The following is a 13,747-nucleotide window of genomic DNA, read 5'->3' as shown; positions in this document are numbered from 1 at the left end:
ACAATGGCAGTTAATCTACAACAAGCTATGGATATTGGGAAGTATCTTGTTACTCAGCGTTTGAAAGGACGCAAACGCTTCCCCTTAGTGTTGATGTTAGAACCTCTTTTTCGGTGTAATCTCGCTTGTACTGGTTGTGGTAAAATCCAACATCCAAAGGAAATATTAAAGCAAAATCTCACCCCAGAACAGTGTTTTGCTGCTGTGGAAGAGTGTGGCGCACCAGTTGTTTCCATTCCTGGTGGAGAACCTCTGCTGCATCCCCAAATTGATGAGATTGTCCAAGGATTAATTGAGCGCAAGAAATATATTTACTTGTGTACCAATGGTTTGTTATTAGAAAAGAGCTTGGATAAGTTTCAACCTTCTCCTTACCTCACTTTCAGCGTGCATTTGGATGGAATGCGGGAATTACACGATCGCTGCGTAGATCGTAAAGGTGTTTTTGATATTGCTGTTAAAGCAATTCGCGCCGCTAAAGCTAAAGGCTTTCGTGTTACAACTAACACCACTATCTTTGAAGGTACTGAACCCAAAGATATGCAAGAGTTCTTCAACTTTCTGGAAACACTAAATACTGACGGGATGATGATTTCTCCCGGTTACAGTTACGAGTGGGCGCCAGATCAAGATCATTTTCTCCACCGCGAACAAACCCGCGCCCTCTTCCGAGAAATTCTGGCTCCATATAAAAGTGGTGAAAAAAACTGGAACTTTAATCACAATCCGTTGTTTCTAGATTTTCTCACTGGCGAGAAGGACTACGAATGCACACCTTGGGGTAGCCCTAGTTATAGCGTTCTCGGTTGGCAAAAACCTTGCTATCTGTTGAACGAAGGTTATTACTCTACCTTTAAGGAATTACTGGCACAAACTGACTGGAGTCAATACGGCCAGAAGAGTGGTAATCCTAAGTGTGCCGATTGTATGGTTCACTGCGGCTACGAACCCACCGCCGCAATGGATGCAATGCAGCCGCAAAATATGGCGCGTGCCCTTGGCAGTGTGTTTGGTAGGAATTAGTAAGTAAGTAGTAAATGCTACATATTGAAGGGTGCGATGACTGCTGCGGACTACGCCTACGCACCCTTTAAGGATTCCGATCGTACTGGAATGTGCTTAACAGAAAAAGAAAATGCTTATTTAGAGATATTGCGATCGCTCCTTGAGCCAAATTCGCCGAATTTCACCAGGAAAAATACTTATGCCATTTGTATCTGTTCGCGACCTGCAAATGTATTATGAGATTCGTGGCATTGGTCAACGCCTACTTAGTATCAGTGGTACTGGAGGAGATTTGCAGCGATCGCCGACTATTTTTGACTCACCACTAGCCCCACACTTTGAAATCTTAGCCTACGATCAGCGCGGTCTGGGTCAAACTTCAAAACCTGATATTCCTTACACCATAGCAGATTACGCCGCTGATGCAGACTCTTTGTTAAATGCAGTTGGGTGGGAAAGCGCTCATGTCATCGGAATTTCCTTTGGGGGTATGGTAGCCCAAGAGTTGGCACTGCGCTATCCACACCGCGTTAAACGTCTTGTTTTGGCCTGTACTAGTAGTGGCGGTGCTGGTGGATCGTCATATCCACTACATGAACTCGCAAACCTTGCTGCTGAAAAACTAGCTCATCGGCAAATCACAATTGCTGATACCCATTGGCAAGAGGAAGCTTGGCTCTCTAGCCGAACTACACAATTTCAGGAATTAGTAAAGCTGACACTAGCAGTTTTTCAAGCGGGTATAGACGAACCAAGTCGTGAAGTTGGGCGTCGTCGCCAGCTTGAGGCTCGTGCTGCTCACGACACATATAATCGACTTTCTCAACTGCATATTCCTGTCTATATCTGCGGCGGCCATCACGATGGCATATCTCCTCCTGCCAATCTTGAGGCAATGCACAAACAGATACCAGGTTCGTATTTAGAGTTCTTTAAGGGCGGTCATGGCTTTCTTTACCAAGACTCGCAAGCATTCAAGCGCATTATTGCCTTTCTCCAAAATAAATTTAAGTAATTTTACATAAAACATATAAGACATCACTACAAAGTGATAGTAACTACAACATCTATGCCCTCCCACAAGAGCAACGCTCGGCTCGTAAACTAAACAGAGACCAAAAATATGAAGTTATGTAAATAAATTTCACAAACATAACAATAATTTGTAATAAATAATGATACGGCAGCATTGTATAAAGAGAACTTGGAAGTAAAAAACAACATCTTAATGAGGTTTTCCAGTCGTTCATGGAAGTTTGAAGTTTTTTAACAAAAGTTTTAATCTGAAAGCCTGGAGATCGTAAACTTATTTCTTGGATGTCTGTTTTAAACCTTTCGTAACTCGTCAGGCAGTGCTGACATCAAAATCAACTGAACCATTCAGTTTTGAGTCCAATTATTCTTAACCGAGCACATTAGGAGATTTAACGCAATGGTTTTAGATGCATTTGCCAAAGTAGTTTCCCAAGCTGATACACGCGGCGAATATCTTTCCGATGCACAATTGGATGCATTGAGCGAACTAGTCAAAGATGGTAACAAGCGTACAGATGCCGTTAACCGGATTACCAGCAATGCGTCTGCTCTTGTTGCTGCTGCCGCTCGTGATTTGTGGGCAGAACAACCCCAATTGATCACTCCTGGTGGTAATGCTTACACCAGCCGTCGCGCTGCTGCTTGCATCAGAGACTTGGACATCATTCTTCGCTATATCACCTACGCTATCTTTGCTGGCGATTCCAGCGTGCTAGATGACCGTGCCCTCAATGGTTTGCGGGAAACCTATTTAGCATTGGGAACCCCAGGAGCTTCAGTTGCTGTTGGTATTCAAAAGCTGAAACAAGCTTCTTTGGCCATTGTCAACGATCCCAACAACATCACCAGAGGAGATTGCAGCGCTCTGTCATCTGAAATAGCTAGCTATTTCGATCGTGCTGCGGCTGCTGTGGCTTAAGCCAAGCATTGCTGATGTTGACTAAATAATTGTCCATAGGACAAAACAAAATTTCAACCATAAAGTTTGTGAAAGGGAAATAGCAAAATGTCAAAAACACCTCTAACTGAAGCAATTGCATCGGCTGATTCTCAAGGTCGCTATCTTAGCAGCACTGAAATTCAAGTTGCTTTTGGTCGCTTCCGCCAAGCCCCAGCTAGCTTACAAGCAGCAAAAGCATTGAGCGCCAATGCTCAACGCTTGACCGAAGGTGCAGCTCAAGCGGTGTATAACAAGTACCCTTACACCACTCAACAACAAGGCCCTAACTTCGCGGCTGATGCACGCGGCAAGAGCAAGTGTGTACGTGATGTCGGCTACTACTTGCGGATTATCACATACGCTTTAGTTGTTGGTGGCACAGGCCCCTTGGATGATTTCTTGATTTCTGGTTTGGCTGAAATCAACCGGACTTTTGAACTGTCTCCTAGCTGGTACATTGAAGCTCTCAAGTACATCAAAGCTAACCACGGTCTCAGCGGCGATCCAGGTGTTGAAGCAAATTCCTACATCGACTATGTAATCAATACTCTAAGCTAGAGTGTTTCTTTAGCCCGGAGAGGAAATCAGCTCTTATGACAAGTAAGTTCTATGAGTTGTTTATCTCTCCGGGCAGTTTTTTAAGAAAAGCTAGCAGAAAACCCTGGAGAAAGAGGAACGTAGTTCTGTATTTTTTGCTTTAGAACAGGGATGAAAGCTGCCGACGTAGCACGGTATTTGCTACAAATTTGGGAAAGTTCACAACCCAGTGCCTCTTTTAAGCTACCGTCAATTGGCACAATATTTTTGTCAGTACAAGATTTAAACACCTACCCTCGGACTGGGGGTAAAGTATACGCCCGAAATAACGTAAGGAGATATCACTACGCCCTAGTGGCAGATGTGGTGAGGCAGCGAGCGCAATCTTCTACCTTCTCTCAGGAGACGCTACGTGTTCGCGGAACGTTCCGTAAGGAAGGAAAGATGCAAGTGCAACGTTAGCGAGTCCGCGCCCCCTACAGGGAAGGAAGCTACGCGTAGTGTCTGACAGAGAACTTCTGAAGGTTTTTCTCTCCCATGTAGGGACTGCCAAACTGATAAGGTGAGCCTGGGAACCTGTGGAAACAGGATATTAAGGCAGCTATGTCTTAAAAATCACCTAATTTAAAGTAAGGTGAGTGTCAATTTCAAAAAGACTGTTAAAAGACTAGAAAAAAATTTTCTAAAAAGTTTTCAGTTTTGCAGTTAAAACTGAGGAGGTTAAAGATGGCAGCTTTGGGACAAGCAGCAAGATTAGGGATTGCAGCGTTTGAAAATTCAGCACCAGTAGAACTACGCCCAGATAGAACAGAAGCCGATGTGGCAGTGGTTATCCGGGCGGCTTACCGTCAGGTTTTGGGTAATGCATATCTACTAGAAGGAGAGCGTCTAGAGAGTGCAGAATCACTGTTGCAGCAAGGTGAAATCACCGTCAGGGGATTTGTGCTAGCCATTGCTCAATCAGAACTCTACCGGGATAAGTTTTTCTACTCCAACTCCCAAACTCGGTTTATCGAGTTGAATTATAAGCATTTATTGGGGCGTGCCCCAGAAGATGAGTCAGAGATTTCGTACCATGTTGAGCTTTACAACTCACAAGGTTACGAAGCTGAGATTAATTCCTACATTGACTCATTAGAATATCAAGAGAGTTTTGGCGAAAATATTGTGCCCTACTACAGAGGCTTTAAAAGTCAAGTAGGACAGAAAAATGTTGGCTATAGCCGACTGTTCCAACTGTATCGGGGTTATGCCAATAGCGATCGCGCTCAAGGACAAAAACAAGGACGCCTCACTTGGGAAGTGGCTAAGAATTTAGCTTCACCCATTTATCCAGTCTCTGCTGGAGCCTTAGCAGGTCTTTCTAGAGGCGATCGCGGCGAAACATACCGGATCAGAGTGTTACAAGCAGCTTCCCCAAACTCAGCTGTAGTAAGGCGCGGTACTGCGGAATTGATCGTACCCTACGAACAACTTTCTAGTAAATTGCAGCAGTTGAATCGCAAGGGCAGTAAAGTTATTAGCATTACAGCCGTATAAATAGGGAATTGGGGAATTAAGTGAGGAGTTAGGAGTGAGGAGTTAGAAGTGAAGAGTGAGGAGTTAGAAGTTATGAGTTTTAAATTCCTAACTATATCCCTACTCTTAAGTCCTAACTCTTAACTCCTAACTCCTAATTTTTCCAACTACTAATTACAAAAGGAAAATTACCAATGGCTATTACAACAGCAGCTTCCCGTCTGGGAACAGAACCTTTTAGCGATCAGTCTCCTGTGGAATTGCGTCCGAATGCAACCAAAGAAGACATCGAAAGAGTAATTGCTGCCGTCTATCGTCAAGTTTTGGGCAACAACTACATATTGGCATCCGATCGCCTAACAAGTGCTGAATCTATCCTCCGCGATGGAAAAAATACAGTGCAAGAGTTTGTGCGTCAAGTAGCTAAATCAGAACTGTACAAAACCAAATTTTTCTACGACAACTTCCAAACTCGCGTCATCGAACTGAACTACAAACATTTGTTAGGTCGTGCCCCTTATGATGAGTCTGATGTCGTCTATCACTTAGACTTGTATCAAACCAAGGGATATGAAGCTGACATCGATTCTTATATTGATTCGCCAGAGTATCAATCTAACTTTGGTGAAAATATAGTGCCTTACTATCGCGGCTTTGAAACCCAAACAGGACAAAAAACTGTCGGATTTACCCGGATATTTCAACTTTATCGCGGCTATGCCAGTAGCGATACCTCCCAACTCAAAGGCAAAGACACCCGCCTTGCTAGCGAACTAGGTCGCAATAGCGCATCCGTCGTTGTTCCTCCCTCCGGTGCCTCTTCAGGCTTTTCATACGTTGCTTCTGAAAAAGGCGTTACCCCCAACAGTACTTTTGGTGGTGCGGGAACTTTTGGTAAAGAAGGCAGACTTTACCGCATTGAAGTAGCAGGTGTTTTTGGAGCTGGGTATCCCAGCACACGCCGCGTCAATCAAGCAGTGGTTATACCTTATGAAGAACTATCTAGTTACTTCCAGAGAGTGGTGAAACAAGGTGGTAAAATAGCAAGTGTGAAACCCCTTTAGTGTCAATAGTCATTAGTCATTAGTCAATAGTCATTATTAAGGGCAAACGACTAATGACGATCTAGAATTGGGAATTAATTTTATGATTGGAGCAATTAGTAGTACATCAACGAGTAGTCGCTACTTTCGGTATGAAGTAGTGGGTCTGCGTCAAGTTGAAGAAACTGAAAAAACCAACTATCCTATTCGTTCTAGTGCTACTGTGTTTTTCACAGTACCTGAAAACCGGATGAATCAAGAAATGCAGCGGATTACTCGCTTGGGTGGCAAAATAGTCAGCATTCAGCCATTGAACGCTGAACCTCAAACAAATAGCGAGCAAAGCGCTCCTCCTTCTTCATAAATGAATTCTAGTCCGCAGGAATTTGAAGATTTATCACCGACAGGTAACTCTGGCGATGATGAATCTTTAACAGTAGAGCAAGCGATCGCTAATCTTGAGAGTGCAGATTTAGGTTTGCGCTTTTATGCTGCTTGGTGGTTGGGTAGGTTTCGGATCTGTGAAGCAGCTGCGGTTACAGGATTGATTAAAGCGTTAGAGGATGAAGCCGACAGAACACCAGAAGGCGGATATCCTCTGCGACGTAACGCAGCTAGGGCTTTAGGAAAACTAGGCGATCGCCAAGCAGTCTCACCTTTAATTGCCTGTTTAGACTGCTCAGATTTTTATGTCCGGGAAGCGGCGGTACAATCCTTAGAAATGCTGGGCGATCCGGTTTGCATTCCCGCCCTGAGCGAGCTATTACAAGTAGGTTTGAAGAAAGAGCAGCTGATATTAAAACAGCCTGATTTATCTCAACCCTACGAAGCTATTTTAGAAGCCTTGGGAGCCTTGAGGGCGACTGAGTGCATCCCTTTTGTAAAACCATTTTTAGAGCATCCAATCGAATTGGTGCAATATGCCGCCGCACGAGCGATGTATCAATTAACCCAAGAACCAGTTTATGGAGAACGGTTAGTAAAAGCTCTGGCAGGAGATAAATTGCAATTGCGTCGAGCAGTGTTAGCAGACTTGGGAGCGATTGCATATTTACCCGCAGCAGATGCGATCGCCGAAACTCTTGCTGAAAATAGCTTGAAGCTAATTTCTCTTAAAGGATTACTAGAATACCAAGTTAACCATACAGCAACAAGCACTTTGTCAGCAGGTGCGATAAAAGTGATAAATTTGATGGACTCGCTATTGTAGTCATAATTTCCCAGGCATTAGTTGTTATTAATACGCTTAAATCAACTGTTTACCACAGATAAACCCCTAACATAACTGCGAGATAAGGGCTAGGGGGTTTATGTCTGATGTCAACTACGGAGGGCTTAAGCTACAATTGGCAGATCCCTAATGACTCATGGCAAATGATTATGAATAACAGTGACCTGGCCCAAATATTAATTCGTGCTGTGAAAGAAGCAGACTCTTCGGATCGCTTATTAGACGCAGTTCAGGAGTTAGCGGCAGCTGGTATTGAAGAATCTGTTCCCACTCTGATTGCAGCTTTAGGTTACAACAATCCAGGGGCAGCAGTGGCGGCAGTAGATGGACTAATTGCGATCGGCGAAGCCGCAGTACCCTCACTATTGGAACTAATTGATGACTACAACTACAGTGCTAGAGCCTGGGCGATTCGCGCCTTAGCGGGAATTGGCGATGTCCGGGCGCTGGATACCTTGTTAGAGGCAGCAAAAAACGATTTTTCCTTAAGCGTGCGGCGAGCAGCTTCTAGGGGATTAGGCACTTTGCACTGGCAGCAACTACCTGCTGAGAAAGTGGAATCTGTTCAGACTCAGGTATTAGAGGCACTATTAGTAATTTCTCAAGATCCAGAGTGGATAGTGCGTTATGCAGCAGTGACGAGTTTAGAAACACTAGCGATTGCCATAGCAGTCACTTTACCAGAGCAAGCGTCACGGATTACAAATCAACTTCAGCAAATACTCGATACTGATGCCGATGTGGGAGTTCGTACCCGCGTAAAATTTGCACAGCAAAAAATTCAACAGCAACAACATCAAGAAATGTTTGCACCAAAAAGAAAGCTAGAAAATACTGAAGTGCCTGAAATACCTCATCGTGGTGGTGGCAGACGGTAAATCACCAGACACCAACCGCGCTTGCGGTATGGTGTTAGGTCTGCCAATTCATCGGGGATAGGCTTCAGAACTCCTTGTTTTCTTGGTCTTACATTCGCTTCTTCTTTGATGGGGAGTCCTGGTTCCCAAGACTTTAAATTTTTGTCAAACTAACCAGGCGATAAAGATTGAATTTCTGCCTGGATATTGCCACGAGCAGATGGTTCGGCAAACTCTGACATTAAAGGCGTAAAATAAATACGCGATCGCTGTAAAAATCGTTCTAAAGTTTTCTGACGACCTGTGATATAATCTCCCTCTGCCACCCAGCCATATTCCTGACGAATAGCATGGGCGTATTCTTCATAATCAACTGGGTTAGTAGCTAAAATCGCTAAATCTGCATCAACTAGGACTTGGCTATCATAGTCATTTACCGCAGCTTGGTGGTTTTTAGTGTTCAGAATCAGACGGGTGACAGTAGTTATGATACTTTCTGGAATACCCAAATTACTCAGCAACTCAAAAGCATAGTCTGCACTTCGTTCTTCGTTATCTTTGGCTTCAGTGTCATACACTACATCGTGAAACCAGGCAGCTAGTTGAACAGCAGCTAAGTTATTGGTGTAGCCTTGCAAAATCTCAATTGTGCTGAGGACGCGATCGATGTGTTTCAGTGTATGGTAATAGCGATCGGGGGTAGAGTAAGCTTCAACCAAGAAATTAAAGGCTTTCTCAGCCGCTACTCGATCGACGCCAAAGGGTTGGAGTGTGTGTTGCCAGTTATAAAATAAAATATCCATAAATTTTTTTGTAGGCATAGAGGCAGTATACCCATTCTGAGTATTGGAAAAAATAAGTACATGCTGTTAAAACAGCAGTAGAAGACTTCAAGTAGAACCTCACCTTCTAACTTTGCTACGAGAAAAAGAGGAAAAATTTTCTTCCCCTTACTTGTAGTAAAGGGTTAGGAGTGAGTTCACGCGAATATATTTACAAGTTATAAATCAATGAAACTTTCGAGTTTCGAGAATTGCTGGGTATTGCTAGCACCCAACCACACCCAATACGGTTCGGTTAAAGGGAAAAGAGAAAGGTTTTGAATACATCCTTTACTCTTTACCCTCGCCCCTTATCTCCAAAGGGAACCCACCTTCCCTTTTTCCCAGACCGCAGGAAAGTGAAAAATGCTTATCCGAACCGTATTGCAACCACACCTACAGGAAGGGGAACCGTTAATTTCAAATATCAGCGGGATATGAGTGGTTCACCACTGTGATATCTGATACAGGTAAGTTATGATTGTGGGCATTAATTTTTTATTGTTAAGATGCCAGCTAAAATCATCCTTACCGTTATCCAAGGACAATTATTAGGACAGCAATATATTTTTGATTGCCGCAGTAGCTGCATAATCGGTAGAAGTCCAGATTGCAATCCTCAGTTACCAGATGATGAGAATCATCGGGGCATCTCCCGCTATCACTGTCTACTGGATATTAATCCTCCTGATATTCGGGTGCGGGACTTTGGTAGTAAAAATGGCACTTACATTAACGGTAAAAACATCGGACAACGCCAACGAAATCAAACGGCTGAAGAAGCCGTAAAATTAAACTTTCCAGAGTATGACTTACGAACAGGCGACGAAATCAATTTAGGTCACACTGTCTTTAAAGTTAGTATAGAAATACATCCAGATGGAGTAAATCTACCAACCTTCATCCCTGACGATGTTACTGTCAAAAATAACCTAGTACAACAAACTTATTTCTTAGACATCATCAAATACTTTCTGAAATTGGCTGAGAGTGGCGATCGCAGCCTCAAAGCAATTAGCGGTTATAATATTGTCAAACTTCTTAGCACGAGTGAATTCGGAGAAGTTTATTTAGCAAAGCATAATCAGTCTGGCAAGTTCATAGCCTTAAAAGTTATGTTACCAGCAGTGGCGGCGAATGACTTTGCTGTGCAGATGTTTCTCCGAGAGACTGAAAACACTAAAGCTTTGCAACATCCTCATGTAGTGCAACTGATGGATTCTGGCTTCTCGGAAATTATCTTCTTTTTTACAATGGAATATTGTGAGGGCGGTACTGTATGGGATTTCATGCAACAACTGGGTGGGCGATTGTCTGTTGATATTGCAGTACCGATTATTCTCCAAATTTTAGACGCTTTAGAATATGCCCACAATGTTGAACTTCCTTATGTCAAACTGGCTGATGGGAAGTTTGGCAAAGGTAAAGGTATAGTTCACCGCGACCTCAAACCGAGTAATATCTTCTTGACTAAGATTGATGGAAAGCTGGTGGCTAAAATCGGTGATTACGGCTTATCTAAGGCCTTTGACTTGGCTGGTTTAAGTGGTCAAACTTTGACTGGGACTCAAGCGGGTACTCCCGTTTTCATGCCGCGACAGCAGGTGCTTAACTTTAAATATGCCCAACCGGAGGTAGATATTTGGGCAGTTGCGGCTTGTCTCTACAATATGCTAACAGGTTGTTTCCCCCGCAACTTCACAGGCGATCCTTTTCTGGCAGTTTTACAGAATAATCCCATACCAATTCGCCAACGAGATGCAACAATTATGCAACCCCTAGCGCAGGTGATTGATTTGGCGTTGGTTGATAAGCCAGAAATTCACTTTAAGAGTGCAGCCGAATTTAAGCGGGCATTGTTAAGTGCGTTGTCATAGTCGAGTTTATAGGATTTTTTATCTATTTAATCCACATCTGTCGTCGGGGCGCAATGCTTCTATGATGAAATATTTTTAATTGCAAGTCCCTAGAACGCACGGTGTAAAGGGAGCAATGCGATTTGGTGAGGTGGGACAAAAAAGGTGCGATCGCTAAAAATCATATTTATATCTGAAAATAAAAATAAAAGTTTCCCAGTTTCCCAGTGTTAATACTGGCTTAATTGTTGCAAATATTTATATTGTACTGAAGTTAGTTTTTAGCGATCGCACCTTTTTCACCCAACCTCACAAAATCACGTTGCTCCCCTTTTGCGGTGTCGGGGCTATTACTTTTGGTATTAACCACTCTCTACGCGCTTATAAACGTATTATTAAATGTATAAACATTGGCAAATAATCCTGGTCGAAACAGATGATTGCAGGCTGGTTGATTATAGCCAAAGAGTACACAGTATACAACTAAATGTGAGTTTGGCAATACTATGATGATAGATACGCAAGAACAAAAATATCTCTACCGTTTCAGCAAAGCACAGTTATTCTTTGAAAGCGTTGGTAGTCAAGAGAAGCTAGAAATGCTTGCAATTCCCGGTGGCATTTTTCAAATGGGATCTCCAGAAATAGAAATGGGGAGGGATGAGCATGAAAGTCCAAGGCACTTAGTAAAGGTAGCGCCTTTCTTCATGAGTAAGTATCCAATCACCCAGTTACAGTGGCGGCTGGTAGCAGCCCTACCCCAAATTAACCGCCCACTTGACCCTGAACCATCCGATTTTTTAGGAGACAACAGACCAGTGGAACGTGTCTGTACTCTCACTAGCCATACAAACGCAGTTGACAGCATTAGCTTCAGCCCGGATAGCAAGATACTAGCATCTGCAAGTAGTGACAACACTGTAAAACTGTGGGACACTACCACTGGCAAAGAAATCAAAACTCTTACTGGGCAGACAAATCCAGTTATTGGTATCAGTTTTAGCCCGAATGGCAAGACACTAGCAACTGCAAGTTCTGATAGAACTGTGAAACTATGGGATATTACTACTGATAAATTACTCAAAACTTTTGAAGGACATACAGACGGGGTTAATAACGTCAGTTTCAGCCCAAATGGTAAGATACTGGCATCTGCAAGTAGTGATAGCACTGTGAAACTATGGGATATTACTACTGGTAAAGAAATCAAAACTCTTAAAGCACATACAGACGGGGTTAATGACATCAGGTTCAGCCCAAATGGTAAGATACTGGCATCTGCAAGTAGTGATAGCACTGTGAAACTATGGGATATTACTACTGGTAAAGAAATCAAAACTTTTCAGGGGCATACAAGTAGGGTTAATGAAATTAGTTTCAGCCCAGACAGCAAAATACTGGCATCTGCAAGTTCTGATAGAACTGTAAAATTGTGGGACACTGCCACTGGCAAAGAAATTAAAACCCTCAGTGGACATACAGACGTAGTTCAAGACGTTAGCTTCAGCCTAGATGGCAAGATGTTGGCATCTGCAAGTCGTGACACCACGCTGAAACTGTGGGATACCACCACTGGGAAGTTACTCAAAACTTTTATGGGACATACAAAATGGGTTTTTGGTGTCTGTTTCAGCCCAGACGGCAAGATACTGGCATCTGCTAGTTATGACACAACGATAAAATTGTGGGATATTACTACTGGCAAGTTACTTACAACTCTTAAAGGGCATACAAAGCCTGTTAATAAAGTTAGCTTTAGCCCAAACGGCAAGCTACTGGCATCTGCTAGTGCTGACACAACGATAAAATTGTGGGACAGTGCCACTGGCAAACTACTCAATACTCTTAAAGGGCATAAACTTGAAGTCTGGGGAGTTGCCTTTAGCCCGGATGGTAAGGTATTGGCATCTGCCAGTGCTGACAGAACAGTGAAAATGTGGAATATTACCACTGGCAAAGAAATCAAAACTCTTAGTGGGCATAGAAATGAGGTTAATAATGTCAGTTTCAGCCCGAATGGTAAGGTACTAGCATCTGCAAGTTCTGACAATACAGTGAAACTATGGGACACTACCACTGGGAAGTTACTCAAAACTCTTAAAGGACATACAGAATGGGTTAGTCGTGTTAGTTTCAGACCAGATGGTAAGGTACTGGCATCTGCAAGTGCTGACAATACAGTGAAACTGTGGGATATCACCACTGGTAAGTTACTCAAAACTCTCACTGGACACACAAACTCGGTTCATAGCATCAGCTTTAGCCCGGACGGTAAGGTATTGGCATCTGCAAGTGCTGACAATACCGTGAGACTGTGGAGGTGGGATTTTAATTATTTACTGAACGAAGGGTGCAATTTTATCAGCGAATATTTTAAAACTAATCCTCCTGATGATCAGAGTGACATGCATATATGTGACGGTTTAAAGAGAAACTCTGACTAAGTGTTACTTACTTTAAAATACATATTTTTATGTCCTAAAAAGTACTAACAGAATTTTATAACTAACGAGATTTAAACAGCTTAAATTTTCTTATATTAAAAGGCTTTTAGGTGTAGCGAACAGCAATAAGGTTCATTCTGAGCTAGGATTAATTGCAACTATTGGTGTGTTGAGCCAGGATTAACTACAACTGGGACAAGATTATTGGTAACCAGCTAGCAATAAAGAAATTGAGCCAAAATTATGAGAGAAAAACACTCATTAAAGCTTGAGTATATTTGAAAACATCTTTCTCCCCCAGTTTCCCCAGTTCCCCTAGCTGGCGTAAGTACATCATTCAAAATCAATGGAATCCTTGCACTATATGAATTACGAATTCCTCATAATGGTGAGAGCTAAATGAAAGCGTCAAAATAGAAGACACAGGCTTTCGACAAAAAGCCTTGCCTTGATTAACGGA

The 13,747-nt window shown here is 42.8% G+C and carries 14 protein-coding genes; 13 read left to right on the top strand and 1 reads right to left on the bottom strand.

Features of this window, described 5'->3' with window-relative positions:
• Nucleotides 1-3 precede the first annotated feature (3 nt).
• From hpnH to RM368_RS17705, 11 genes are all read left to right on the top strand, one after another.
• Nucleotides 4-1,023 carry an adenosyl-hopene transferase HpnH gene (hpnH, locus tag RM368_RS17755; RefSeq protein WP_322695278.1) on the top strand — a complete coding sequence of 340 codons (1,020 nt, stop codon included), beginning with the start codon at nt 4-6 and terminating at the stop codon, nt 1,021-1,023.
• Between the two features lie 36 nt (nt 1,024-1,059).
• Nucleotides 1,060-1,245 (top strand): hypothetical protein, encoded by a 186-nt coding sequence (locus RM368_RS17750; RefSeq protein ID WP_322695277.1) that lies wholly within the window; start codon nt 1,060-1,062, stop codon nt 1,243-1,245.
• The gene (locus RM368_RS17745) at nt 1,205-2,020 is read left to right on the top strand and encodes an alpha/beta hydrolase (RefSeq protein ID WP_322695276.1); all 816 of its coding nucleotides are present in this window, start codon (nt 1,205-1,207) and stop codon (nt 2,018-2,020) included. The genes RM368_RS17750 and RM368_RS17745 overlap by 41 nt, the downstream gene beginning before the upstream one ends.
• A 417-nt stretch (nt 2,021-2,437) precedes the next feature.
• Nucleotides 2,438-2,959 (top strand): phycocyanin subunit beta, encoded by a 522-nt coding sequence (locus tag RM368_RS17740; RefSeq protein ID WP_229495790.1) that lies wholly within the window; start codon nt 2,438-2,440, stop codon nt 2,957-2,959.
• An 87-nt stretch (nt 2,960-3,046) separates the two neighbouring features.
• Nucleotides 3,047-3,538 carry a phycocyanin subunit alpha gene (gene cpcA, locus RM368_RS17735; protein WP_322695275.1) on the top strand — a complete coding sequence of 164 codons (492 nt, stop codon included), beginning with the start codon at nt 3,047-3,049 and terminating at the stop codon, nt 3,536-3,538.
• Nucleotides 3,539-3,688: 150 nt separating this feature from the next.
• Nucleotides 3,689-3,979 carry a hypothetical protein gene (locus tag RM368_RS17730; protein WP_322695274.1) on the top strand — a complete coding sequence of 97 codons (291 nt, stop codon included), beginning with the start codon at nt 3,689-3,691 and terminating at the stop codon, nt 3,977-3,979.
• A 264-nt stretch (nt 3,980-4,243) separates the two neighbouring features.
• Complete coding sequence (locus RM368_RS17725) at nt 4,244-5,056, top strand: phycobilisome linker polypeptide (RefSeq protein WP_322695273.1); 813 nt, start codon at nt 4,244-4,246, stop codon at nt 5,054-5,056.
• Between the two features lie 173 nt (nt 5,057-5,229).
• Nucleotides 5,230-6,099, top strand: coding sequence for a phycobilisome linker polypeptide (locus tag RM368_RS17720; protein ID WP_322695272.1), 870 nt, complete (start codon nt 5,230-5,232; stop codon nt 6,097-6,099).
• 82 nt (nt 6,100-6,181) lie between these two features.
• Nucleotides 6,182-6,442, top strand: coding sequence for a phycobilisome linker polypeptide (locus tag RM368_RS17715; RefSeq protein WP_322695271.1), 261 nt, complete (start codon nt 6,182-6,184; stop codon nt 6,440-6,442).
• Nucleotides 6,443-7,288, top strand: a complete 846-nt coding sequence (locus RM368_RS17710) for a HEAT repeat domain-containing protein (RefSeq protein WP_322695270.1) — start codon at nt 6,443-6,445, stop codon at nt 7,286-7,288.
• Nucleotides 7,289-7,395: 107 nt separating this feature from the next.
• On the top strand, nt 7,396-8,187 hold the full coding sequence (locus RM368_RS17705) for a HEAT repeat domain-containing protein (protein WP_322695269.1): 792 nt from the start codon (nt 7,396-7,398) through the stop codon (nt 8,185-8,187).
• A 149-nt stretch (nt 8,188-8,336) separates the two neighbouring features.
• On the opposite strand, the gene RM368_RS17700 is transcribed toward RM368_RS17705, so the two are convergent.
• Nucleotides 8,337-8,987: a hypothetical protein gene (locus RM368_RS17700; RefSeq protein ID WP_322695268.1), complete on the bottom strand. Its 651-nt coding sequence runs from the start codon at nt 8,985-8,987 to the stop codon at nt 8,337-8,339.
• A gap of 509 nt (nt 8,988-9,496) precedes the next feature.
• Here RM368_RS17700 and RM368_RS17695 point away from each other — a divergent pair.
• Nucleotides 9,497-10,864, top strand: a complete 1,368-nt coding sequence (locus tag RM368_RS17695; protein WP_322695267.1) for a protein kinase domain-containing protein — start codon at nt 9,497-9,499, stop codon at nt 10,862-10,864.
• Between the two features lie 485 nt (nt 10,865-11,349).
• Nucleotides 11,350-13,287: an eIF2A-related protein gene (locus tag RM368_RS17690; protein WP_322695266.1), complete on the top strand. Its 1,938-nt coding sequence runs from the start codon at nt 11,350-11,352 to the stop codon at nt 13,285-13,287.
• Nucleotides 13,288-13,747 lie beyond the last annotated feature (460 nt).

The organism is Nostoc sp. DedSLP03, assembly GCF_034530815.1.
Classification (GTDB): Bacteria; Cyanobacteriota; Cyanobacteriia; order Cyanobacteriales; family Nostocaceae; genus Nostoc.
Note: the sequence above shows the minus strand (reverse complement) of the source record. Positions and strands in the feature narration are given on the sequence as shown.